Source organism: Lysinibacillus sp. NPDC093197, from assembly GCF_044754025.1.
GTDB lineage: Bacteria > Bacillota > Bacilli > Bacillales_A > Planococcaceae > Lysinibacillus.
The window spans coordinates 58,801-84,268 of sequence record NZ_JBIVOH010000001.1; the positions used below are offsets into that span (position 1 = coordinate 58,801).

General features: G+C 34.9%; 26 protein-coding genes. 19 read left to right on the plus strand and 7 right to left on the minus strand.

Annotated elements, in window-relative coordinates; translation table 11 throughout:
- The first annotated feature begins 278 nt into the window (after window positions 1-278).
- Entirely contained in the window at window positions 279-743 is a 465-nt protein-coding gene (locus ACIP9G_RS00355; RefSeq protein ID WP_401016510.1) for a GNAT family N-acetyltransferase, read from the plus strand.
- Between the two features lie 470 nt (window positions 744-1,213).
- Here ACIP9G_RS00355 and ACIP9G_RS00360 read toward each other — a convergent pair whose 3' ends face one another.
- Window positions 1,214-1,711, minus strand: a complete 498-nt coding sequence (locus tag ACIP9G_RS00360; RefSeq protein WP_401016512.1) for a GNAT family N-acetyltransferase — start codon at window positions 1,709-1,711, stop codon at window positions 1,214-1,216.
- Window positions 1,712-1,927: 216 nt separating this feature from the next.
- Here ACIP9G_RS00360 and ACIP9G_RS00365 point away from each other — a divergent pair, with 216 nt between their 5' ends.
- The 6 genes from ACIP9G_RS00365 to ACIP9G_RS00390 all read left to right on the plus strand — a co-directional run bounded on the left by ACIP9G_RS00365 (window position 1,928) and on the right by ACIP9G_RS00390 (window position 7,247).
- Window positions 1,928-2,140: a hypothetical protein gene (locus tag ACIP9G_RS00365; protein ID WP_401016514.1), complete on the plus strand. Its 213-nt coding sequence runs from the start codon at window positions 1,928-1,930 to the stop codon at window positions 2,138-2,140.
- 651 nt (window positions 2,141-2,791) lie between these two features.
- Window positions 2,792-3,118 (plus strand): hypothetical protein, encoded by a 327-nt coding sequence (locus tag ACIP9G_RS00370; RefSeq protein WP_401016517.1) that lies wholly within the window; start codon window positions 2,792-2,794, stop codon window positions 3,116-3,118.
- A 338-nt stretch (window positions 3,119-3,456) separates the two neighbouring features.
- A complete protein-coding gene (locus ACIP9G_RS00375) occupies window positions 3,457-5,157 on the plus strand; it encodes a hypothetical protein (RefSeq protein WP_401016519.1) in 1,701 nt (566 codons plus the stop codon).
- A 390-nt stretch (window positions 5,158-5,547) separates the two neighbouring features.
- Complete coding sequence (locus tag ACIP9G_RS00380; RefSeq protein WP_401016521.1) at window positions 5,548-5,967, plus strand: hypothetical protein; 420 nt, start codon at window positions 5,548-5,550, stop codon at window positions 5,965-5,967.
- 163 nt (window positions 5,968-6,130) lie between these two features.
- The gene (locus ACIP9G_RS00385) at window positions 6,131-6,556 is read left to right on the plus strand and encodes an acyl-CoA thioesterase (RefSeq protein ID WP_401016523.1); all 426 of its coding nucleotides are present in this window, start codon (window positions 6,131-6,133) and stop codon (window positions 6,554-6,556) included.
- Window positions 6,557-6,779: 223 nt separating this feature from the next.
- The gene (locus tag ACIP9G_RS00390) at window positions 6,780-7,247 is read left to right on the plus strand and encodes a GNAT family N-acetyltransferase (protein WP_401016525.1); all 468 of its coding nucleotides are present in this window, start codon (window positions 6,780-6,782) and stop codon (window positions 7,245-7,247) included.
- Window positions 7,248-7,396: 149 nt separating this feature from the next.
- On the opposite strand, the gene ACIP9G_RS00395 is transcribed toward ACIP9G_RS00390, so the two are convergent.
- On the minus strand, window positions 7,397-9,016 hold the full coding sequence (locus ACIP9G_RS00395) for a hypothetical protein (RefSeq protein ID WP_401016527.1): 1,620 nt from the start codon (window positions 9,014-9,016) through the stop codon (window positions 7,397-7,399).
- A 2-nt stretch (window positions 9,017-9,018) separates the two neighbouring features.
- Complete coding sequence (locus ACIP9G_RS00400; protein ID WP_401016529.1) at window positions 9,019-9,801, minus strand: ABC transporter ATP-binding protein; 783 nt, start codon at window positions 9,799-9,801, stop codon at window positions 9,019-9,021.
- A 229-nt stretch (window positions 9,802-10,030) separates the two neighbouring features.
- Here ACIP9G_RS00400 and ACIP9G_RS00405 point away from each other — a divergent pair, with 229 nt between their 5' ends.
- The 10 genes from ACIP9G_RS00405 (at window position 10,031) to ACIP9G_RS00450 (ending at window position 19,447) form a co-directional block, all read left to right on the plus strand.
- The gene (locus tag ACIP9G_RS00405; RefSeq protein WP_401016531.1) at window positions 10,031-10,747 is read left to right on the plus strand and encodes a nucleotidyltransferase domain-containing protein; all 717 of its coding nucleotides are present in this window, start codon (window positions 10,031-10,033) and stop codon (window positions 10,745-10,747) included.
- A 113-nt stretch (window positions 10,748-10,860) separates the two neighbouring features.
- Entirely contained in the window at window positions 10,861-12,180 is a 1,320-nt protein-coding gene (locus ACIP9G_RS00410; RefSeq protein ID WP_401016533.1) for an SPFH domain-containing protein, read from the plus strand.
- 14 nt (window positions 12,181-12,194) lie between these two features.
- Window positions 12,195-13,298 carry a TFIIB-type zinc ribbon-containing protein gene (locus ACIP9G_RS00415; RefSeq protein ID WP_401018129.1) on the plus strand — a complete coding sequence of 368 codons (1,104 nt, stop codon included), beginning with the start codon at window positions 12,195-12,197 and terminating at the stop codon, window positions 13,296-13,298.
- Window positions 13,299-13,504: 206 nt separating this feature from the next.
- Entirely contained in the window at window positions 13,505-14,401 is an 897-nt protein-coding gene (locus tag ACIP9G_RS00420; RefSeq protein ID WP_401016535.1) for a DegV family protein, read from the plus strand.
- Between the two features lie 154 nt (window positions 14,402-14,555).
- On the plus strand, window positions 14,556-15,761 hold the full coding sequence (locus ACIP9G_RS00425; RefSeq protein ID WP_401016536.1) for an EAL-associated domain-containing protein: 1,206 nt from the start codon (window positions 14,556-14,558) through the stop codon (window positions 15,759-15,761).
- Window positions 15,762-16,186: 425 nt separating this feature from the next.
- Window positions 16,187-16,360 carry a hypothetical protein gene (locus ACIP9G_RS00430; RefSeq protein WP_401016537.1) on the plus strand — a complete coding sequence of 58 codons (174 nt, stop codon included), beginning with the start codon at window positions 16,187-16,189 and terminating at the stop codon, window positions 16,358-16,360.
- A 378-nt stretch (window positions 16,361-16,738) separates the two neighbouring features.
- Window positions 16,739-17,491 carry an SDR family NAD(P)-dependent oxidoreductase gene (locus ACIP9G_RS00435; protein ID WP_401016539.1) on the plus strand — a complete coding sequence of 251 codons (753 nt, stop codon included), beginning with the start codon at window positions 16,739-16,741 and terminating at the stop codon, window positions 17,489-17,491.
- Between the two features lie 179 nt (window positions 17,492-17,670).
- Window positions 17,671-18,114 carry an NUDIX hydrolase gene (locus ACIP9G_RS00440; RefSeq protein ID WP_401016542.1) on the plus strand — a complete coding sequence of 148 codons (444 nt, stop codon included), beginning with the start codon at window positions 17,671-17,673 and terminating at the stop codon, window positions 18,112-18,114.
- A gap of 15 nt (window positions 18,115-18,129) precedes the next feature.
- Entirely contained in the window at window positions 18,130-18,546 is a 417-nt protein-coding gene (locus ACIP9G_RS00445) for an NUDIX hydrolase (protein WP_401016544.1), read from the plus strand.
- A 49-nt stretch (window positions 18,547-18,595) separates the two neighbouring features.
- Window positions 18,596-19,447 (plus strand): leucine-rich repeat domain-containing protein, encoded by an 852-nt coding sequence (locus ACIP9G_RS00450; RefSeq protein ID WP_401016546.1) that lies wholly within the window; start codon window positions 18,596-18,598, stop codon window positions 19,445-19,447.
- A gap of 127 nt (window positions 19,448-19,574) precedes the next feature.
- Here ACIP9G_RS00450 and ACIP9G_RS00455 read toward each other — a convergent pair whose 3' ends face one another.
- Together ACIP9G_RS00455 and csaA are read right to left on the minus strand one after the other, a co-directional pair.
- Window positions 19,575-20,528, minus strand: a complete 954-nt coding sequence (locus ACIP9G_RS00455) for a TRM11 family SAM-dependent methyltransferase (protein WP_401016547.1) — start codon at window positions 20,526-20,528, stop codon at window positions 19,575-19,577.
- A gap of 394 nt (window positions 20,529-20,922) precedes the next feature.
- Entirely contained in the window at window positions 20,923-21,255 is a 333-nt protein-coding gene (gene csaA, locus ACIP9G_RS00460; RefSeq protein ID WP_401016549.1) for a chaperone CsaA, read from the minus strand.
- A 303-nt stretch (window positions 21,256-21,558) separates the two neighbouring features.
- Here csaA and ACIP9G_RS00465 point away from each other — a divergent pair, with 303 nt between their 5' ends.
- Both ACIP9G_RS00465 and ACIP9G_RS00470 read left to right on the plus strand, forming a co-directional pair.
- Entirely contained in the window at window positions 21,559-21,981 is a 423-nt protein-coding gene (locus tag ACIP9G_RS00465) for a MarR family winged helix-turn-helix transcriptional regulator (protein ID WP_401016551.1), read from the plus strand.
- 72 nt (window positions 21,982-22,053) lie between these two features.
- Window positions 22,054-23,403 (plus strand): MATE family efflux transporter, encoded by a 1,350-nt coding sequence (locus ACIP9G_RS00470; protein WP_401016553.1) that lies wholly within the window; start codon window positions 22,054-22,056, stop codon window positions 23,401-23,403.
- 41 nt (window positions 23,404-23,444) lie between these two features.
- On the opposite strand, the gene ACIP9G_RS00475 is transcribed toward ACIP9G_RS00470, so the two are convergent.
- Both ACIP9G_RS00475 and ku read right to left on the minus strand, forming a co-directional pair.
- Entirely contained in the window at window positions 23,445-24,482 is a 1,038-nt protein-coding gene (locus ACIP9G_RS00475) for a serine hydrolase domain-containing protein (protein ID WP_401016555.1), read from the minus strand.
- Between the two features lie 167 nt (window positions 24,483-24,649).
- Window positions 24,650-25,468, minus strand: coding sequence for a non-homologous end joining protein Ku (ku, locus tag ACIP9G_RS00480; RefSeq protein ID WP_401016557.1), 819 nt, complete (start codon window positions 25,466-25,468; stop codon window positions 24,650-24,652).

Sequence of the window (25,468 nt, forward strand, 5' to 3'; positions counted from 1 at the left end):
GATTCGGTAACAACAGTAACAGCTGTAAGCCAAGTAGCAAATTCAAGTCGTATGGTCGATTCTATGTATTTGCTTAGTTGATTTCGTTTTTTGGAGCGCTTATAAACGAGAGGAGAGACTACTAAAGAATTTAGAAATGATGACTGACTGTTTAATTGGGTTGTATAGTACAATTCAATAGTGGAGAGGTAAATAGTAAATAAATGAAGTAATACCAATTAGTTTGGGGAACTTTCAAAAAATGCTAAGATTGAAAAATAGAATGGGAGGAAAATAAATTGATTACATTAAAACCTATGAACCAAGAAGAGTTCAAACATTATATCAGTTTTGCAATTGAAGACTATGCAAAAGACAAGATCGCTTCTGGAAATTGGAGTGAAGATGAAGCGATTGATTTGTCGAAGAAATCATTTAATCAACTGCTACCAAAAGATGAGCAGACAGAGAATAATCATTTATTCTCTATCTTTCACAATGATATTTTAGTTGGAATGATTTGGATTGCACAAAAAGACCCTACAAAACCTAATGAAGGTTTTATTTATGATTTTATGATTTTTGAACAATATCAAGGGCAGGGTTATGCTAAGAAAGCAATGAAAGAAATTGAAACTATTGCTAAAGGGTTAGGTGTAAATAAAATTGGTTTACACGTTTTTGGTCAAAACAAAATTGCACGTGGCTTATATGAAAAAATGGGTTATGAAATTACGAATATAACTATGGCTAAAACAATTTGATCATGTAACAGAAGTGCCTAGGTACTCAATTAATTTTGAGCCTGGGCTTCTTTTATTTCTCAAAAATATACACTTGTCAAAAAAAGAGCAATCGTTCTGTTATAAATACAAACGAACGTTCTTGTAAAAGGAGAGATCAAAATGTCATACATAGCTGTTCCAAAACTAACAAAAGGCTCAAAGCCAAAGAAGTTAGATAAACGATGTAACCATAACTACAATTGGTGAAGATGAAGTGATGAGATGTGCGCAACAAGCGTTAAAATCAGGAGTAGAAGAAATATTGATAGGGCAATAAAAAAATCACTCATTTTAAAAAATAATGAGTGACTTTTTTATTAAATTAGCTATGTAAAACGATAATGTTGATTTTCGACTTAAAGAAAACGTCCAACAAAAAGACGGTTGATTATGATTAATTTATCGTTCTCCATTTAACCTGTTCTGAGAGTCTCGTAAAAAGCATAATGTTACTCAATTTTGGAATCATCCACTTCAGAGAGAACGGTGGTACATTTATTTGTATTCAACTCTGCTACCATAGACATGTAAATGTCAATAAGATCCTCACTATCCACTTTAAAACCTAAGCGTTCATATAGACGTTGAGCAGAGCTTCCTTGCAGGACATTTAATGTCACTCGTTTTCCTATTACATAATCTTGTTTTAGAAGATATTCTAATACCTGACTACCAATACCTTTACCTTGGTAATTGGGATGAATATAAAAATGCTCCACCAGATACCCATCTAATATCGGTTTAAAAGCTACGCAACCAATAAAGGAGGAACCTACTTTAATGATCCATGTATGAACTGGGTCAAATGCATCACGAAAGCGTTGGCGTACCTTTTCTTCTTCAAATCTTCCTAGTCTAGTTAAATCATCATGCAGTACAATTGCCCGTAAATTAGCAATTGTCTCAACATCCGAATTTTTGGATTGTTGAAGGGTAATCTGTACCATCTAACATTACAACTCCTTTTTCGTGATTTTCACCATAGAGTTTACTTTGTTCTTCTATTGATAGTTTTTTATTGTATCACTAATGGTAGGGAATATCAGTATTATTTTTCTAATAATAGTCCCTTTTTCTACAATTATGACGAGGCAAATGTATGAATAATCTTTCATTAAAAATAAGTGTTATTCGGATAATCTGAGGACAGAGGTGACGATTGAGTGGATCGAAAAGTAAAAGGAAGATACATTTTATTCCAAAATTTATTGGTATGGGGGAAGCTGATTTCTCTATCAATTTTGATTTATCGGAAGTTAAATATTCATAAGGTTAGTGCAGCTCTTATTCCTATAGATTTGGAGTTATTAGGTGTAATCAAACCAAGGAATCATGAGTTAATCGGCAAAAGGTTAGATGGTGATAATGATGATTAGTTTGAGGAGTTTAAGAAGAATAAAGAACTAGTGCTGTGTAATAGTTGAAAAAAATTGTGCAGTAACTTTTGTATAAAAAGAGAACCCCACCGAATGGTGAGGTCATAAAGAAATTATTTACGGAAACGTTATTGTATTTGAATAAGGGCTCTCTACTCCGTTTACGACTTGTGTTACGCACCAAGATGAACCAGAAACAAATTGAGGATTTTGATGGTTTATTATTCCATTGTTAGTCGGAAAATGAACATAATAAGAAAATACAATATTCCCGTTGATAACTTGATACACTTTAAAATCTGCATTTGGTTCCAAGTTTATAGTAATTGACGTAAAGACAGAGGTGATGCTTGGTGCTGATGGTGTTAAGCTATTCTCGTCTTATACCTTTTTGTCTCGATTTTATAACGAGCCTTCACCGGGCAGGCGACTTTCATCGCACACGGCGATCCGTCAGCAATAGATTTTTTAACTTATTTCCCCAGTCAATTATATATCAATTTTAGCGAGGTCAATACTGACGAATGTTAATGCTTTTGTTAAAACACAAAAATAACCGGGAAGGAGTACAGGTACCTCAACAACCTGTAGGTACAGGTCTTCCAGGGTTTGCTTATATTTATGATACAACTGCACAACCAGGAATCCCGAATGATGGTGAGGTTACTTTCAATACAAATGGAAAATGCAGTGCAGGATATAGCTTTGTTATTAAAACAATCTGGATGGGGCATTGAACGAGTGAAAAAACATCAAGATTGGAATGGAAAATACTGTCCGCATCGGATATTAAGTGAAAATCGCTGGAATAGCTTCTTAAAACGAATTGAAGAAGCTATGAAGCCGAAAACAACAATTCAACAAAAGGAGGAACCTAAAATGACTAACACATTAACATCAACTGTTAAAGAGGATTTAAAAGAATTGTTAAAAGAGACTTATCAGAAAGGTATTTTAAAAGTGGAAGTTCTACAATAAAACGAACGAACGTTCTTAATAGGAGAGTTGATATGGCTGCTAAATGTCAGAAGAATATATCACAATAGTGGACATAAAGTATTTTTTCCAAACTTGCCATACTTTCAACATTAGTTAAGATTAATACAATAATGTAAACTCGGAGGTAGGTTCTGTGCGGTAAAGGTTTCCTCCCCTGGTATTTATAAAATCCTAAATATTAGGGGAAGACAGACTGACGACCGACCAGCGCCTCATAAAGTCGTTCGAGGCAAGACAACATGGCCGGCCTAATTATTTAAAAAGATTAGGTATCTTAATAGAGAAAGGTGAAAAATAAAAAATTGGAGTGATTTAATTTGACTAAATTTACACCCTTGCAAGAAGCTCAAGCCTTCGCAGAAGCTTTTCTACTACCTATTGAGCAGTTATCTATAAACCATCCTTATAAGAGGGATAAAGGTCGATATCCACGAGTGAGAAAATTTATCCAAAACTATTTATTAAATGGTTCAAGTGAAACATTCAATTCTTCTCCAATTCAACAAGGTGTTGGACAATTAATGATGTTCTGTGCTCAGTTCGCCCAACAAAAGGCTCAAGCTGGAGAACATGATGCAGTTTACAAAGAAATTGTTAATACTGTTATTCCAAAACTTATCGATAAAGCTTTTAATTTTCCGACGAATCCAATTGATCAACTAGCAGGTTTAATTTATCTTGGGACAGCGATGCTTAAGAAATTAGATGAATCTCAGAGCGATGTTTCATTTTCTAATGTAGATTCATTGTTAGATCAATACCGAGAGCATTTTGCTAATGAAATATTAAGTTCCAGAGAATACAATATTTTAAAGTATTATCGTACTCCGTCTGCTTGGACATACGATGATTCAGAAAAATCATATCGTTTTGCTGCTGGGCCATATGAGGGACAAATCGGATATTGGATCACTACAGCGGATTTATCAACTGATCCTCAGAATGATTACTTAGATAATCCAACTGTTCTTGATGATTCGGGAAAGGTTACTTTCGCTGGTATTCAACCAGGTACAAGCGGTAAAGATTATATTAATCATCATGCATATTTTAGTACTAAAAACGAACGATTTATTCTTAATTCCTCACTAAATGCTGTTGCTTGTTGGATGGCAGCGCATGTATATGATGTAAAGGTTAATGAGACTGGAGCTTCATTAGATCCTGCACATAACCTGAAAAATGCAATCCGAGATGTTCTTAGTTATACTCAATGGGGTTCCAATACTTCAGTGGCTAATGCTTCAAAAGGTTGTTTCCTGCAAGAGCCCTATAACAATTCATTATCTGCAAAAAGAGTACTTCCTGTTCACGGGTTTTCTGATGTGAACCTGACAAATAATATGCTACGTGCTCGATTCGATTCTCCTGCATATAATGCTTTTTCAATAACATTCTTGCAAATTTATGCAAGCTTAATTGAAAACCCAACAGCCTCATTATGGCACAGTCTTGTTCCGAATATAGATTCGGATTCTGGAGTTATGGTTACCCAATTAATTAATACCTACAAGGAGATTTTTGATAACTATTCAACTATTAAAAATAACTTAGTTAGTCATTCGTTTAGCCAAGCGAAATATTGGGGAATGTATATTCCTGAAAATGCCATGTTAGGTTCATCCGAGTTGATTAAAAATCCGTGGCAAATGCCTAATAAAGGCGAGGGAATTAATCAAGCTATGGTTGGATTATTTAATGTTTATCCTGGAATTACAGGACAAGGAATAGCAAGTATGGATAATAAAGTATCAAAAGCAATTAAACTTCAACTTGATGTTGGTCAAGCTTTACACGGTCAAAGTAAGTTTCCATCGCACGGTCGTTCTGGCCTTTGGGATTTGGCTCGCTTAGATATATTAGCCGATACTTCAAATACAAGTGGAACTGTTGATTCTGCTACAGACCTTACTACCACTGATAAAGAATCTCCGAACTGTGCTGGAGCTCGTCGAGCATTCTACGCTTTAGCTATGGCATTAGCAGTTGATGGTTCTAGAGGTTTTACATTAGATTAATAGGAACTTAGGCTTCCTTCTTCCAAACTTCTATGACCTGAAGAGTGAGCTATCGACAATTATCACAATAACTAAATAGAAGAATGCAAGACCCCTTGAGCGGATTCGAGGGGTTTTGATTTTGCTTTGAAAACTACATCAAACAGCCGTATTACTGCTTTCACAAACTTCATAAGTGGCGTCAGAATTTGATACATTACCCAAATACGAAAAAGCATTCGTTATAGCTGCTGTGCAAATTAAACTTGCTGCTGATGAAAAGGCTGAAAAGGAGGCTAAACGAAGTGGTAATGGCAAGGGGAAGAGAAAGCGATAAATTACCCATTATGCAAAATTGATATAGTTAAATCCCTCTGAATTCTGTATATTTGTGTATGAGGAGGGATAATAGTGAAATTTTTCTTGCGTCTTGTATCACTATTTTTATGGTTTTGGGCATTTTTTTTTACTATGATTGGAGTTTTAGTTGTCATTCAAACTAATTACCACATATTACCGATATTTATATTTACTTTTCTAATAATTATTAGTATATTTATATACTTAGGAATTTACTTATGGAAAAAGCCTATGAAGTATAACAAAACTATTGATCAAGGAGAAACAGCAGCTGAGAGATTTGAAAGGGAAAGTGAAATTCCAGGTTCAAAGGCTCGTCAACAAAAACTAAATGATACTATTGAGTTGGATATTTTGAAAGGGAGCGATGTAGAGAAGGTTAAAGCTTTAAATTGTCCAAATTGCGCTGCAGCATTAAACCCGAAAGAAAACCATTGTGAATACTGTGGTACATCATTATATCAGAAATAAAGCAAGTAACATATATGTGTTAATATGGCGTAGAGTATTTATTGATATTTTAAGTTAATTTCAAAATTTTTTAACCTGCATTTTACAACCTATCGAAATCTCCCAAGCCTAAACCCCGCCAAGTCAATATTTTTACGCTATAATGTAGGACGAGGTGAAGAAAATGTTTGTGAGTGAAAAACAGATTGAGATTCGATATGCGGAGACGGACCAAATGGGCGTTGTCTACCACGCAAACTACATCATTTGGATGGAGATTGGACGTACACAGTTAGTAAGTGATGTAGGATTTAAGTACGCAGCATTAGAAAAAGAAGGATATGTATCACCAGTGATGGATTTATCTATTTCTTATAAGGCAGCGATGCACTATGGCCAAGTAGCAACTGTTCGTACTTGGGTAGAAAAGCATGATCGACTACGTACAACATATGGTTATGAAATTTTACATGAAGATGGCACGATTGCTGCTACAGCACAATCCGTACATATTCTAGCGCACAAAGAAACGTTACGCCCGGTTTCTTTAAGTAAAATTGACCCAGCTTGGGATGCGAAATATAAAGAAATTGCTATTGAAACAAAATAGAACAAAGGGTGTTGTCGCTCTGCGTTAAAAATACTAATAAAAGCATCAATTACGAAGGCAGTACTAGAGCAAATAGCTGGTGCTGTCTTTTGCTTGTACTAGTTTCTTCCTTATAAAGTTGTAAAACAAATTGGTTGATATACCACAATAATACATTTTTATGTTGAATATCACACGTAATATTGATACAATAAGAACAAATGTTCTTAGGAGGCGAGAAACTATGCAATTATACATATTTGAAGACAGCTTTATGCCGTTAATTGAACAGTATCAATTAACTGAAGAACAACTTGAATTTACAGGAACACCTCAGGAATGTCTTGAACTTTCTAAAGTGGACGCCAATCGTCACTCAATTCTAGCTATCGATGAAGGAAAACTTGTTGTTTTCTTTGTATTACATCGAAAAGAGGGGGTAAAGCCATATTCTAATAATGAAAATGCGATATTAATAAGAGCCTTTTCAACAGATTACCGTCATCAAGGGAAAGGATATGCCAAAAAGGCTTTACTGCTATTGCCTGAATTTGTAAAAAAACAGTATAGTGAGATAAATGAAATTGTATTGGCTGTAAATGTAAAGAATGAAGCCGCACAAGGACTATACAAGAAGTGCGGATATACCGATAAAGGTGAAAGAGTAATGGGGATAAAAGGGGAATTAATCGTAATGAGTCATGATTTGTAAAGAATGATACTCACGAACTGCTCATTAAAAGGATACAAATTTTAAAAATCCACCTTGCACTAGTAGAAACAGTTTACACTGTGACCACTAATAGCAAGTGGATTTTATTATTTATTAATTCGAATAGTGCTTATCGGAAGCCCCTTGTACTAATGCTTAGATCGTTTAAACAAGAGCTTCCAAGAAATGAAATTCGCGATTAGAAGTACTATCAAATAAATAATTGTGCCATAGGAAATGCGTGTCGCCATGTAATAGTGCAGACCTGCTAGAATACCTAAAGGAATAAATAAGATTAAGGACTGCCAGCTCTGTCCATCACCGATTTCGTCATAGGGCTTCGTAAAGGGAATCTTACTTCCAGAACCTACATAACAAATAATCGTGTACAAACAGCTTGCTACTAAAACAGTCAATAAATCTGGAATGATTCTTGGGCCATAAATAAAGCAAAATACGATGCTAAGGACAATGTACAAAGGAATATACAACTTTATTAGAAAAGCTTTTAGACTGCCTTTTTGTAAGTCTGTATATTCTTTAATTGGGAAGACTTTATATATCCAAGCTGCTTTAAACTTTGCTGAATGGCCAAGCATAATCACGGCTGACGGGATGATTAGCATACTAAAATAAATGTTTAAATAGCTCATACTGACAGAATAATCAACATCTTCTGCACGAATAATATTAAATATAAAAATAAAAGGAATGACAAATGAAAAGCCTAAAGATGGATAAACCTTCAATTTAAACTCTCGCTCTTGTTTCATCATAAGGGAGGCAAATCGGTAAAAGGCTCTTTCCTCTGATGTTCGGCAAATGAACGTTAATAAATAATCTTTTAAGCGACTTTTCTTTTCTTTTTTTGATTTACTTGTACCTAATAACTTTTGTAAATTACGTTCAAATGTAGGGATAAGCCTAATATAAAGCAATATTGATAAAAGTGGTACGATGACAGAGAAAATAGTACATAAAATAATGAAAAATGAGTTATTCCCATTAAGGATTAGCTCATATGGAGCAGCAAACCACATCGGGATGATGAAAATACTCCACCAATTAGACGTTACGACTATATTAAAATCAACAAATTCAAAGGATCTAATCAGTACTTGGTAACCAATCATCAAAACCAATGATAAACCGATTTGCACATAATTGATAATATCCTTTAGTTTTTCTCCATCAAAAAATCTCAAAATCACAATATATAAAATCGACGTTAAAACGACAATGAAAATATTAATGAAGATAAGTGCTAGTACAGTTAATAGAAAGAATAGTACCCCTTGAGTAAATAAGCCGACTAAAAGCGGAATTGCTGTTAAGGCAATTGTTAAGTAAGTTAAGTAGATGAGTATATGCATACATTTGGCAGCGTTCACCGTTTTAGCAGTAATGGGCTTAGTTGAGAGGATGCTTCGATCACGTACATCCAGAAGTACTGAAGAAAAGTCAGAGATTAATGTTGTCATGATGATAAAAATTATCATACCAAAAGCAATGCTCATCTGAAAATGATAGTTTTGGCCAAAGACGATAAATGGAATTAGCACAAGGCCGTATAGGGCATAAATCCATAAAGACTTTATGTAACTATTTTTCTGATCTTTTTTGTTTTGGTTAAAGATGGTCGGTACTTTTCTTTCATCCATAGTTAGTTTAATATGAAGGATTTGTCTCATAATCTGATAATCAATGCCTAGTTTGCGAAAAATAAAATGCAATTTATCAAGCAGTTGCAGGATTTTGAAATCTTTCATTTCTACACCTCCTGGACTACCGATACGAATTGTTCACCAATTTCCTTATGATTATGGAAACCTGTAAGTTGATTGAAAATCCCTTCTAAAGTTCCTGCCGTATTAGCTGTTTGTAATTGGGCAAATGTTCCGTCAGCAGCGATTATTCCATCGTTCAATAAAATGATGCGACTACTGATTTTTTCAACAACATCCATGATATGAGAGGAATAAAATATTGTTTTACCATTGGCTGCTAATTGCGTTAAAATTTCTTTGAAGATCATTACACTATTCGCATCCAAGCCATTAATAGGTTCATCCAAGAACAGTAAATCTGGATTATGTATAAGGCTGGCGATAATTAATAGCTTTTGTCTCATGCCTTTTGAATACGAGGATATTCTTGCATGATATGCTTCTCCAACCCCAAACAATTCCATTAATGATTTAGACTTAGTAGCGGCAAAATCAAAATTTAAACCGTAAAGCTGGCCGATAAAGGTCAAATACTCGTAACCAGTTAAATTATCATAAACATCGGCTATTTCTGGCACATAGCCAATTTTTCGTTTATATTCAATGTTATTTTGCTTAATATCTTCTCCGAATAGCTTTATTTCTCCACCGTATTCGGCCTCAATCCCTAAAATAATTTTAACAGTCGTACTTTTGCCAGCACCGTTCGGACCGATATAACCAATAATTTCTCCTCTTGAAACACGTAAGTCGATTCCTTTTAATATTTCCTTACTACCATAACTCTTTGTCAAATCCGTAATTGTTAAAATTTCTTGTTGCTCCATGGAATAGCTCCTTCCTTTTGGATTATTACTATACAAAAGTAACTATAAGGCTAAATAGTCCTCTATAGTTATTATACATTATTTCAACAATTTGTTATTAATTCCAATATTCTTATTAAGAAGAGGTAATTATTAGTTAGGTCTTTTTAAAGGAATATGATTTAAAATGTAGAATGTTCATCAAAGCAAATTGTTTTAGTATGATAATTACTAAGCGGAGGTGGCAAAAGTGAATCATCTAAAAAAGGGCAATGCAATCGAGGCAGCACAGCAGTTTATTGCAAAACATTTTCCTCATTGTGATGGAGCATTATTAGCTGGAAGTGTTGTTCGTGGCGAAGCCACAGAAACGTCTGACCTAGATATCGTTGTATTTGACAATCATCGTATGACCTCTTATAGAGAGTCTTTTATAGCGTTTGGTTGGGCGATAGAGGTGTTTGTACATAATTTGACATCGTATAAGCAGTTTTTTGACGAAGATTATAAAAGAGCAAGACCTTCCATGCCAAGAATGGTTTCAGAAGGAATCATTTTAAAAGATAACAGTTTTATTGAATCCATTAAAGAAGAAGCCAATCAACTATTAAAGAAGGGCCCAGAAGAATGGTCACAACAAACGATTAAAACAAAACAATATTTTATCTCGGATGCATTGAGTGATCTTATAGGTTGTTCAAATAAAGCAGAAGAATTATTTATAGCGAATACACTTGCTGAATTAGTAAGTGAATTTGTGTTAAGAACGAACCGTCAATGGATTGGTCATTCGAAATGGGTAGTACGTGCATTAATGCAATATGATGAGACATTTACACAACAGTTTATTAATGCTTTTGATATTTTTTATAAAACAGGGGCTAAAGAACAGATTATAAAATTAGTGGACAAAGTACTTGAGTCGTACGGTGGGCAATTTTTTGAAGGTTTTTCGATAGGGAAATAACGTCCCTGCAAAAATTTTGAAACAAAATGTCCATTCCTGCGTAATACAATAGTGAGTTCAATATTTTTAATGATAAAATAGTGTTAAGTATATATTTAAAGGTGGGAAATAAAATGGGTTTATTAAAAGCAGGTATTGGTGCATTAACAGGTGTATTAGAAGATCAGTGGCGAGAGTATTTCTACTGTGGGTCTTTATCAGCGGATGTTCTTGTTGCTAAAGGTGAAAAACGCTCTTCTAAACGCGGCTCAAATAAAGGAAATAATAATATTATTAGTAATGGCTCTATTATTGCAATCAATGAAGGGCAATGTATGATGATTGTCGAGCAGGGCAAAGTAGTGGAGTTTTCTTCAGAATCCGGTGAATATGTCTATGACACATCTACTGAGCCATCTATTATGTATGGGGAAGACCTTTCATCAAACATTACGGAGACGTTTAAGCAAATTGGAAAGCGTTTCACCTTTGGTGGGGAGCCAGGAAAAGATCAGCGTGTGTATTATTTTAATAAGAAAGAAATTGTCGGCAATAAGTATGGGACACCTGCACCGATTCCTTTCCGTGTCATTGACCGCAATATTGGCTTAGATATTGATATTGCGATTCGTTGTCATGGTGAGTATTCATATAAAATTGTAGACCCATTATTATTTTATACAAATGTCTGTGGAAATGTAGAGAGCGAATATACTCGTGACGCAATTGATAGTCAATTGAAAACAGAGCTTATGACTGCTTTACAACCTGCCTTTGCTCATATTTCTGCAAGTGGCGTACGCTATAGTGAAATACCTGCTCATACAGTGGCGCTAGCAGATGCCCTTAACAAAGTATTATCAGAAAAATGGCTAGCAACACGCGGTTTAGCTGTTGTGTCTTTTGGAATTAGTTCATTAAAAGCATCTGAAGAAGATGAAACGATGATTAAACAACTACAGCGTAATGCAGTAATGCGCGATCCAGGGATGGCTGCTGCTCACTTAACTGGTGCACAGGCTGAAGCCATGATTGCTGCTGCACACAACGATGGGGGTGCGATGGCAGGATTCATGGGTATGAACATGGCAACACAAGCAGGTGGTGTCAACGCAAGTCAACTATTCCAAATGAGCGAGCAAAATAAACATGCGCAAGCAACTACGCAAACACAATCTAGCCCTTCTAATGCTTGGACATGTACATGTGGGCAGGAGAATACAGGTAAATTTTGTTCGAATTGTGGAGCATCGAAGCCAGTAGAAGAGGGCTGGACATGTGCATGTGGCACGATCAATAAAGGTAAATTCTGTAGTGAATGTGGGGCAAAAAAACCGACTGGAGCATTGCAATATGCTTGTGATAAATGTGGGTGGGAACCAGAAAACCCTGCAAATCCTCCAAAGTTTTGCCCTGAGTGTGGCGATATTTTTGATGATAATGATATGAAGTAAGGAGATGACTGATGATGACGACGCAAGAAGCGGAAAACGTCAAAGAGGCAAAGCTAGAATTCGATGCTGAATGTCCATCATGCAGTGCATCAATTGAATTTAACCCAGCAACAGGCAAGCTGACTTGTCCTTACTGTGGCTTTGAAACAGAGATTGCTACACCAGAAATGGAACAAGAAAAAGTGGCGCAGGAAATGGACTTTGCAAAAGCTGAGGAACGAGGAAACTTTAACTGGGGCGTAGAGAAAAAAACAGTGATTTGTAAAGCTTGTGCAGCTGAAACAATTTACGATGCATTACAAGTAGCGGATAGCTGTCCGTATTGTGGCTCAAATCAAGTAATGGAAGCAAGTGCTGAAAACACACTTGCTCCAAATGGTGTATGTGCTTTTGAAGTAACAGATAAACAAGCAGGGGAACATTTTCAAAAGTGGATTAAAGGTAGATGGTTTACGCCGAAAGCAGCAAAAATTAGTGCAAGGCCAGATTCTTTTAAAGGTGTATATCTGCCGTATTGGACATTTGATACAAAAACAAGCTCACGCTACTCAGCAAGCTATGGCAAACATCGTACGGTAACTGACAAAGATGGCAATCAAAAGACTGTAACAGATTGGTATTCTACAAGTGGTTTTTACCAGGAGTTTATAGATGATCATTTAATAAGTGCAACGACTCGTTATGACCGTCAAATGATGCGTAAAATTGAACCATTTAACTTACTGAACAATAAATCCTATAAGCCAGAATATGTGGCAGGTTTTCTGTCAGAGCGATATAGCATTGGGTTACAGGATGGTTGGAGTCAAGCAAAGAGAGAAATTCACGACCACTTAAACGCACAAATTACTTCAAAAATCCGTGTGGAAAAGTTTGCAGATGTTGTTTCCAATGTGCGCTTCTCTACAACACATGATGACATTACATATAAATATTTAATGTTACCAATTTGGCTTTCTTCTTTCCGATATAAAGATAAAATTTTCAGATTTATGGTAAATGGTCAAACGGGGCGTGTAGGAGGAGATGCTCCGATTTCACCACTACGTGTAACGATTGCAGTTCTTTTATCGTTGATGGTCCTAGCTGTAGTTTGGTATTTCTTTATGAATGAATAAGCGATAGCAGTATTCTAAAAGTGTGAACACTACATACTTTTAGAATACTGTTTTTTATTGCGAATATTGTCGGAATGATGTCGAATGATGTAAATAAATTTTCTGATTATGATAAATGTCACTATTCATCACGGTTCTGTCTATGTATAGTTGCATAAGCTATAAGGATAATAATATTTTACAATAGACAAGGAGCACAGCATTTAATGAAAAAGAAAATAGCATGGGTTACAGATACAGCAGCATTGTTAGATGAAAAATTCATACAGGACAATCAAATTCACGTTTTACCACTTAATATTGTTTTTGATGAAGGTGTATTACGAGAAACTGTTGATATGACACATGATGAATTTTATGACAAACTTCGTACTACTAAAACACATCCAAAGACATCTCAGCCTGCCATTGGTGATGTGGTAGAGTTATATAAATCGTTAAAGCAGCAGGGCTATGCCTGTGCTATTGCTATTCATACTTCGCAACATTTGTCGGGCACTTATTTAAGCGCTTTCACGGCAGCACAACAAGCAGAATTTGACGTATATCCAATCGATTCAAAAATCGGCTCATTTCCAATGATGAAAATGATTGAACTGGGTCAGCAATTAGAGCGAGAAGGTTTCGAACCGAATCAAATCGTTGAAAAGATAAATGAACTTGCTGATCATAGTGAGCTATCCTTTATCCCGGCAAGCTTATCACAATTGCATAAAAGTGGTCGCGTTTCAGGAACACAGGCATTTTTGAGTCACCTATTAAATATAAAGGTCGTTATTTCTTTTGAAAATGGGAAAGTTGTTATGAAAGAAAAAGTACGCGCAGCAACAAAAGCAAAAGCATATGTGGAAAACCTTTTAAGCAACGATTTGGCATCAAGTATTATCCCTGAGGTAGCAGTTATTCACTGCAACAATGAAGAAGGCGCGATTATTTGGAAATCAGCTTTAGAAAAAGCTTATCCTCTTATTACTTTTCGTGTTCTGCCATTGAGTGCTTGTGTTGGCGTTCATGCAGGAGAGGGTACGCTTGGATTGAGCTGGGTGCGTCTGCCAGAACTTATAGCACCGAAACGGCAAGAAAAAGAATTAGTGACCATTTAAAGTGATTGGCTATTGGCCAAAAATTGTGCATGTGAAGTTGCGAAATTCCAATAAACACACTATTATACAGTCAGAGAGCTTTTTCATAAAATGTACTGTAGATGTAATGTTATTTTTGAATAATAATGATTATTCAAGTATGGAGGTTTCGACAATGGACGCAATTGAAGTGTTAACTAATTTAGACCAAATACATGGGTATTTTCAACCTATATTTAGCGCTGATGCGCATACGGTGATTGCCTACGAAATTTCCGGTCAGTTACAAATAGAAGGACAGCAAATTAACTTAAAAGACTTTGTTAATAATGAAGATATACCAGAAGAATATCGTATTGATATGGAACATAAAATTTTGCACGCAGCACTAACCCAAATAGATACAATAGCATCTGACATTGATATTTATATTCCTAGTAATCCGAATTTGTTAATGCAAGATTTCGGTGAAAGTCACTTTAATATTATTCAGCAATATATTGGCGAAGATGACTTACACCGCATCGTATTGGTGGTTTCCGAGCATCGGTTTTTAGGTGATATTAATAAACTACACCATGCACTTCGTTATTTTACAACATTTGGTATGAAAATAGCTGTACAGGAAGTAGGAGCTGAAAGCCATTTAGAGCATATCGCATTATTATCACCTCAAATTTTAAAGGTAAATATTCGCGATTTGAATTATGATTCGTGGTCTGCTCAATCCGACATGATTTCTGCAATTGGAAGTTTGGCTTATAAAATAGGCGCAAACCTATTGTTTGAAGGGATTGGCACAGTTTATCAATTGCAATTTGCTTGGAAAAATGGCGGACGCTTCTATCAAGGTTCATATTTAGCAAATGCAGCAAAGACATTTGTGGAGAAAGATATATTAAAGGAACGTTTTAAAGAAGAATGTCAGCAATTTATTACTTCTGAAAAGAAAATGCTTGAGGCACAATATTTCGAGTTAAAGAAATTAAGAGAAGAGCTAGAGGCAATTGTTCATCGTGTAAAACCTTCTAGCGATAATATTTCACAATTAGAGCATTTAGCGGAACTATTAGATCATTATTCATTCCGATTATATATTTGTAATGAGGATGGTTTCCAATTAACGCCCAACGTTATGCGTTTAGAAGGGAAATGGGAATTACAGCCAAACGCGATTAATAAAAATTGGAGTTGGCGACCGTATTTCCTGCAAACAATTATTAAAATGCGTAATGATCAAAATGGTGAAATTTCAGAACTATATCGAGATATCGAAACAGGGGAAATTACACGAACGTTTTCGATTGCCATCAGTGAACACGAATATTTATTCGTCGATCTTTCTTATGATTTTCTCTATGAACATAATATATTTCGATAGAGTGATACATGCTTATATAGCAAGGGTTGTGGGGTGCAAAATTAGTTTGTACCCCAATAAATTGAATTAAGTGATGAAAACTTCCAGAATATCCAATTCAATATCAACTTTAGTATCGTGGCTCATCGTATGGATCTTGAGATTAGTTAGAAATTGTATATAATTTATGATTTGTTACCGTATTTAGATGAACCAGATTTAGAATATTTTAATGAATTGAGTACTTAACCGATTTTTAAAGGTTGAGTATTTTTTTATGCAATAAATTGTATTGAATTAGTTTGAGCATTAAATATCGATAGTGGTGTAAAAGATTCGTCTCTTAAATTAAATAAAAAAATTTTTAAAAAATTGAAGGGTTTTTACAAATAATGTCTAATATAGTAATTGTAGTACAAAAAATAGATGAAGGAGTGAATGTAATAATGAAAAAGAAAAAAACTATATGGTCAGTGGCTGCTGCAACGCTTCTAGTAGTAACTTTATCATTTGGTGCGAGCGCAAGTGCGACAAACGATCAAGGAGGAGGTAGCAGCGGAGGGTATCCTTCTAAGCCTCCAACATGTGTTCCTGGAAAGGCATGTCCAATTCCAGTTTAATTGTTTAATGAAAACTAAACTACTTTCAAAGGGCACCCAATTTGGGTGCTTTTTTCCGTCCTCCTGAATGAAGTTAAAAGTCAGTAAGAATTCCTAACGTGCGTATTGCAGATGAAAAAAGAAGATTTCATTGCAATGGGGTTTTGTTTGTTTATTTAGTTACATTTATTGGTTTTCTACGTTTGGATAATTATATAGGATGTATAATAAGCTTATATTAATTTTTGCAGTCTTTTAGGATTGCTAGAGTTAAATTCTATTTTTAGATAAAAGTAAACTAATTTTTTTGTTTCATATAAATTATGTTAATTAAAATTCCTTACAAATGAAAATTTAATTGCTAAGTTATATTTATAATAAATATTTGGGAGGGAAACTATGCAAAACTTACTTGGAAAAGTAGTTTTAATAACAGGTGCAAGCTCAGGAATTGGACGGGCTACAGCGGAATTGCTCGCGTCTAAAGGTGCGAAAATTATTGTTAACTATCTTTCGAATAAAAAAGGTGCTCTAGAAACAGTACAGTGCATTCAAGAAAATGGTGGAGATGCGATAATTATTCAAGCGGATGTCACAATTAAAGAGCAAGTAAATGCAATGGTGGATCAGGCTCTAGCATCCTTTGGGAAAATTGATATTCTAATTAATAATGCTGCTGGTGGTATCCGACAAAGTACGTTTATGGATGCAAGTGAAGAATTGTGGGAAGAAACATACAGACTAAACATCAATAGTGTTCTTTTATGTTCACAAGCCGTATTAACACATATGATTCCAAGAAAAGAAGGCAAGATAATCAATATATCTTCAACTGCTGCTCGCATTGGAGGTGCTGGTGAAAGCATTCATTACGCTTCATCCAAGGGGGCATTAAATACAATGACGATTGGCATGGCCAAAGAACTAATCGAATACGGAATCATTGTCAATGGCATAGCCCCAGGGATGGTTGAAACTCCATTCCATGAAAAGTTTGCGCCAAATGATGATCGACTTTCTCGCATGTCTTCTACTATACCGATAAAACGAGTAGCACAACCAGTTGAAATTGCGGAAAGTATAGCTTTTCTTGCATCAGATGCTTCGAATTATATATTAGGTGAAATCATTAATGTTAGTGGGGGGAGATAGTTCACCGGACTTGAAGAGTACTTTCATCTTTTGAAGCTTTCTGGATTTACAATTAATGATATTCGAGAAGGAATGCCTAAAATCGAAAATTTTAGCAGTGAAAGTGAATTTCAACGTAGAATGAGGATACCGCTTTTTTTAATATTTTCATGTTAAAAATAAAAAAAGAGAGGATAATAATGGATATTAAAACGTTCGGTGAAAACGAAGAAGAAATAGAATACATATTACGACCTGCAGTCTATTGTGTAATATTCAATATTCAGAAAGATAAAATTGCAATTATTCAAACAAGTAATGGTAAGTTTTTTCTTCCAGGTTGGGGCTTAGAAAATAATGAGACACATGAGCAATGTTTGAAAAGAGAAGCACTTGAGGAAATGGGAATGGATGTTACAGTAGGTCCTTTTATAGGACGCGCACGAAGATATTTTTATTCTACAATTGAATTAAAATATTATCTAAATGATGGTTTTTTTTACTTATGTAATACAGGTAGACAAATTGCTAGTCCTATAGAGGAAGATCACTTCCTTAAATGGATGGAACCAAATCAGGCAAAAGAGATTTTATTTCATGAACATCAAAGCTGGGCTATAAATGAAGCAATAAGATGTAAATAAAAGGGGAGGTTTATTTTGCCGATTAAAAAAGCTTATGGCTATGTAACCCGCGTTAAAGAAGGTACAACCCAAGTATTAGTTTTCCGTCATTCGGTGACTGAAGCAGGGATTCAGATTCCTAAAGGTACTGTAAACACTAATGAAACCACCTATGATGCCGTTAAAAGGGAAATGAAAGAAGAAACGGGATTGAAAGATTTCAATGTAGAAAAGCTACTTGCGGAGGATTTATGGGAAAATGATGATGGTGTTTTACATAATAGATTTTTTTACAAAATAAATGTAAGCGATACGCTAGATGAATGGGATTACAAGCCAACAGGCGGTGGGGATGAGGCAGAATTAATATTCCATTATTTTTGGATTTCATCAAAAGATGATGTTGAACTAAGTCGTGGTCACGGAGATTATTTACTTTTAATCTTTAAATAATTTATATTATACTAATCTAACAAAATGCATTTTTCGAGGAGAAAGACAAATGAAATTAAACTTTCACCATATGAATTTAGACACTTTACCAAATTTAGAAGTACTTATAGAAGAAATAACTGATTTAAGCGTATTCGATAATGTGTTAACGGCGATTCCATCTGAAATTTACAAACTGAAAAATTTAAAAAAATTAAATATATCCGTTAATAAAATCCGTCATTTGCCTGCTGCGATAGGCGATTTAACAGAACTTACAATGCTAGATGCAGGGCATAATGATATTGATGTTATCCCACCAGAAATTGGCCTACTACATAATATGGAGGATTATTTATATTTTCATAATAATAAATTACAATCCATACCACCTGAAATCGCTAAACTAGTCAAAGTGAAATATTTAAATTTAAGTGATAATCAATTAATAAAATTACCAGAAGAATTTGGACAATTAAGCAAACTAATAGAACTTCGTGTCATGAATAATCAATTGACAAAGTTGCCGACAACTATTGGTAGTTTACGTAATTTAAAAGAATTGCATTTAAAAAATAATCAAATCACAACACTTCCGGGGAATTTAGGAGAGTTATCATCATTACGGGTTTTAGATTTGGAAGAAAACCAATTAAAAGCGATACCTCAATCGATAGATAATTGTTTAAAATTAAGACGATTAAATTTAAGACATAATCAATTGACAACATTGCCGGAAGAGATTGGGCGATTAAAAAATTTATTGGAAGTAGATTTAAGAAGTAATCTTCTAACAGAGCTACCAAAATCGTTGTTGGAAATAGAAGGGCTAGAACGTCTGGATCTTAGATGGAATCATGATTTAAAGATTCCAAATTGGTTAGGGGAATTAGAAGGAAAAGGCTGTATCGTTTATTTATAAAGTATAGGCGAGAACAAGTTATTACTTGGAATTAAAACCCCATTCGAGCTGATGTAGTGATTCAAAGAACGCAAAAAAATCAGCTCGAATGGGGTTATTTTAATGTATATTTGAAAATCTACCTAAGTTAATTACACAATAAAATTTGACGTAAAAACCTATGCTTTTTAGCAATGCACCGGTCTGATATTACCAAACCAGCCTCTGCTATTAAGTCATCAATAGTTTCAATTGTAACAATAACAACTCTATCGGCAATGCGACGTGCATGTTTTATAATATCAAATTGATCTTCGCGTGATGAATGCGTAAATAAGTTATATGGTAAATCAATAATGGCAACATCATAGTGACCTTCTACTTCTGAAATGGGACCTAATGTAATTTTTCCTTGTAATTCAAAAAAGGCAATATTTTCTCGTGAACCCTTGCATACAAGGGGGTTCATATCTCGCCCCTCAATAGTAATTCCCATGGAAAGAGCTTCGATTATTACCGTCCCTATACCACAACAAGGATCAATAGCACGAATGTTTTGAGGCTGAGGAACCGCAATGTTTGCAACAGCCCGAGCTACTCTTGTGCTCAGCGCCGTTGAATAGCTATGTGGCTTGTGTAAATGTTTACGCCAAATGGATTCACTTTTGCTATGTATGCCAAAGTACCATCTTCCATCTATAAATAAAAGACCAAAGACAACTTCAGGGAAATTAAGGTCTGGTTCTCCCTCAATGCATAGTCCTATTTCACGTTCTATCAATCGACGCTCTGATTGAGGGATTTTTTTTGTTTCGCCTATATCAAAATTATTTAAACAAACCACTTTATAGGTTTTTGCATTTACTATTAGATTGGTCACTAATTCTTTGATGTTATCTATGCTGTTATCTTCATACAACACTTCAAGTCGATCTTGTATAAAAGGACTACGGCTAGGGTCGACCTCAATATTGCTTATAATAAAATTTGATTGGGAATCAACACTAAAAAATGAACGCATCTCCATTCTACATAGATCGTACTCGTCTACGTGATGTACATATGTGTATATATATTTACTCTCACTTTGTATGTTACGCAATTAATTCATCCTTTTCTAATTACTATTGCTCTAAATCCTTAATGCTTTATTTACTAAAAAAGACAACCAAATATGTGGATGTCTATGTGCACTAAATTTTAAGTCTAACATAGTTTCAGTAATAATTGAATTCTTAGGAAGAAAGTAGGTTTTGCTGTCAAAATTTTGACCGATTTTTTGCTGCATAATAATAGACGAAAATACGTGAGACTAAATAAAAAAAAGAGTCACTTCCATATAGAAAGTGACCCCAAAACAGGAGAGTTTTTGTAAGGCTATTTAAGCTTTACACTACTATTAATATGCTGATGAAGCTATAAAGAAATAGCCATTTGCCTGTGAAATAGATTAAAAAAATCCTTTGTAATCGTTAGAGTAAAGCTAGCTAAGTTACTTAACTAATTTTAGTGCCATTTGGTACTGTTTGATCAGGTGTTAATAAAATAACATCTCCTTCTATAGGTACGCCGCCGATAACTAGAACCTCTGATTTAAAGCCTGCTACTCGACGAGGAGGGAAGTTGACTATTGCTACTACTTGTTTACCAATGATTTCATTGGGTGTATAACGTTTTGTAATTTGTGCGGAGGATTGCTTAATTCCTAAAGTTTCTCCAAAATCAATGTTCATTTTTATCGCTGGAACACGAGCTTTCGGTAGTTCTTCGGCTTGGATAACCGTACCGATTCGAATATCAAGTGCTATAAAGTCTTCAATGGTCGCCATAATTGTACTCCTCTTATATGTGTTTTTGTAAATGTTATCATAAAATGGTTTAATATCCAAAGAAAGATATTTGCGTGAAGTTGTTATGATTGAACTTAAGAATCGCCGATAACTTCATGTGAATCGCCGGAAGAACGCTAGAAATCGCTGATAAACTATGTGGAATCGCCGATAAATTTCGGAAAATGATCCTCGGAGAATTCGTTAGAGTTCTAACTAAAATGATTGACTTCTAAAGATTGATAATTTATTATTAGTTAGAAATCTAACTAAAAAGACAATCTAATTGAAAAAGGTGATACGATGAAAGAAGTCAATTATCAATTTCAAATTCGTATGATTGGTCATCAAATGAAGCAGCGGGGAGACAAAAAGCTCGAATCGTACGACATTACGATTGAACAGGGTCATGCTCTAGACTACTTAGTTTCACATATGGAAGAGGGCATTACGCAAAAACATATGGAGAACGTCTTTCAACGTAGAGGCTCATCGATTTCAAGTATTGTGACGAATCTTGAGAAAAAGGGTTTAGTTGAACGTAAGACGGATTTAACGGACGAACGTCGTAAAATTATTCGACCGCTTCCAAAGGGCATAGCAATCGTTAAGGATTTTCAATTGTTTTTTAAAGAGCTAGATGACGAGATGACAAAAGACTTCTCAAAAGAGGAAAAAGAACAGCTTATATTATTGTTAAACCGCATAATTAAAAACTTAGATTAAGAAGGCTGATGGATTCAGTTCTTCTGCTCATTTAGTTAGATATCTAACGATTTATTAAAAAGGAGATTTTATATGGAGAACACATATTATTTTGAGAAAGCGCCCATTGCAAAAGCTGTAGCTCATTTCTCATTACCAATGATGCTAGGAATGTCTGTCAGTGTCATTTATACAATATTAAATGCCTATTTTATCGGTTTACTACACGACTCAGTGATGATGACAGCCATCACACTGACAATTCCTATCCTTGCAGTGTTAATGGCACTTGGGAATTTAATTGGAGTAGGGGGCGGTACATTTATTTCACGTCTGCTCGGAGAAAAAAAGCTTGAACAAATAAAAGAAGTATCATCTTTTTCATTTTACGCCTCTATTGCTTTAGGAATTATCGCCATGCTAGTAGGGATTGTAGCTACTAATAGCATTACAACAGGGCTAGGTGCCAGTGCAGCGGCTTTTGACTACACGAAGCAATATATTTTAGTGATGCTAATTGGTTCGCCATTTATTATTTTAAACTTTTCATTGGAGCAAATTGTACGTGCTGAAGGTTCTGCCATCGTATCAATGGTCGGTATGTTTATAAGTGTTGGCATTAATTTAATTTTAGATCCCATTTTTATTTTCGCTTGTCACTGGGGTGTACCAGGTGTTGCATTAGCGACACTTATTGGTAATATCGGAGCGGTAATTTATTATAGCTGCCATATAATCCGTAAAAGTGAGTATTTAACTTTATCAATGAAATATTTTAAAATTGAAAAATCAGTCGTTTTTGAAGTGTTGAAAATTGGTATTCCGATTGCGCTAATGAGTGCTTTAATGGGATTAACAGCATTGGTGTTCAACAATTTTGCTGCTAGTTATGGAGATGCAGCAGTTGCTTCTTATGGTATATCACAACGTATTTTGCAATTTCCAGAGCTCATAATTATGGGACTTTGTGAAGGTGTTGTTCCACTGATTGCCTATAATTTTACATCAAATAAAAAACGTATGAAATCAACGATAAAATTTACGAGTATGACAGTAGCGATTCTCGCAGCAATATTTGCGATTCTTGTATTTTTAACAGGAAGTCATTTAGTCGGTATTTTCACTACTGATCCACAGTTAATCGAACTAGGGAGTTATGTAATTAAAGTAATTTTCCTATCTCTATTCGTTACTGGTTTTACGTTCCTTATCATTGGGATATTCCAAGCGACTGGTCAAGGTAAAGCAGCGATGATCATGTCTCTGACACAAGGTCTCATCATGATACCAATTTTATTTATTATGAGTAGTATCGCAGGATTCCATGGAATCATTTGGTCCATTTTTATAGGGGATTTCCTTACTTTCTTAATTGGCATAAGCGTTTTATATGTTTTACGCAATAAATTAACGGTTAATATAGAAGAACTGCAATTTGACTAATGATAGAAAATGAAAGAGCAAGTTTTGGCTAACATGCTCTTTCATGTAGAAGTCATGAACGATTGATATAGTTCACCAATAATTCCTTTCATTTGATGAACTCCTAAATCTGTATTTGTCATCACGATAAATCCTTTTTCTAAATACGGATAGGCAACGAGCATGCATTGAAATCCTACCCCCCAACCAAGTGAGGAAATTTCAACTTCATGTTCTGTGCCATCAAGAAATAAGCCTAGACCAGTCCATGCCTTGCCTCCTTGTGGTTGAATAAATTCTTTGGCAAGCTTTGCTGAGATACCAATTTTACTAGACCCCTTTATAGCATTCATAAATTCTAGCAGTAATTTCGCTAAATCATTGGGGGAAGTCCATAAGCCACAAGCAGCAGGATAAGGGTAAATTGGGTAGTTGCCTGCAACTAATTCGCCATTTTGATAATGACCACAAGCGAATGTTTTTTCTTGTGATTTTGTAATAGACGTAGAGAAAGTACTATTTTCCATGTTTATCGATTTAAAAATAAATTCGTCCATAATAGCATCAAATGATTGTTTCATAACGTCTTCTATTAATTGCTGAATTATACAAAAGCCCGCATCTGAATAATGAAATTCATGCCACGGTTCTTTTGACACTTCAATTCGACTTTGACAGTAGAGAGTTTTACCATTTAACAAGTCTACGATTGAAGGTTTAGCTTGAAGAGCGTGTAATGGGGGAAAGCTATCAGCAGGGTCAATAATCCCTGATTGATGACAAAGTAAGTTACGTAATGTCACTTTTTTGTGCTTCGTGAATGGACTTTCGGGTACCTTCCATGATATTAGTTTCTCATTAACACCCTCATCTAAATTTAAATAACCTTGTTCTACTAATTTCATCACTAACATACTAGTGAAAAATTTACTAATGGAGCATGCATTGAAAACAGAACGTTCATTTACTTGATGATGTGTTCCTACTTCAAGAGTCCCGTGGTGTTCCATTTTACTGATCTGGCCATTTTCAATAACCAATAAACTTAACCCTTGCACACGATAATGTTTCATTCGCTCTTCGATGTTTATGTTCGTCATTTTTACACTCCCTCCTTTCATTTAGTGTATCACAAATGGCGAACATATGTTTTTTATTTATGATTTTCACATGTGGAACGTCGTTTTTTTTAACTCAAATGAGCGCATAATAAAGGCATCGAGCGTAAATTTCTCGATGCCTATTTTTTTTTTAGACAGAGCTTCCATTACGCATTTTTCTTCGTTTTGGTTGCTCTTTTTCTTGTTGCTGGTTTTTTCGTTTTATCTAAAGAAGCTTGAAGTGCGGACATTAAATCGGTGACATTATCAGGTAGAGGACGCTTTTCGCTTGCAGAAACTGAATTTGTCGCTTTCTTTTCCTCTATAAGTTCCATCAAGGCATTTCGATATTCATCCGTATATTTTTCAGGGTTAAATACAGTTGTTAATTGGTCGACAAGCATTAGCGCAGCGTCCAATTCCTTTTGAACAATCGTTGGCTCGCTTGGAATATTTGGAACATCTTGTACATTTCGTACTTCATCAGGAAAATGGATTGTTTCCATCACTAACGCATTTTGATAGACACGAACGATTGCAAGCTGTTCCTTTGAACGAATGATAATTTTAGCAACACCGATTTTACCTGATTCCTCTAATGTTTGTCGTAATAGAGCATATGCCTTACTGCCAGTAGTATCTGGTGATAAAAAATAAGTACGTTCAAAATAAATGGGATCAATTTCGCCTAATTTAACAAAATCTATAATTTCAACTGCTTTATTTTCATTTTCTTTACGTAAGTTTTCGATTTCTTCTTCATCAAGAACGACAAATTTATTTTTTGCATATTCATATGCTTTCACTATATTTTCATCTGTAACTTCTTGGTTGCAGCCCTCACAAACTTTTTTATAGCTTATTGGTGTATGACATTCTTTATGAAGCTGTCGTAATTTGATGTCTTTATTTTCTGTAGCTGCATGTAATTTTACAGGAATGTTGACAAGTCCGAATGATATACTGCCCTTCCAAACTGTATGCAT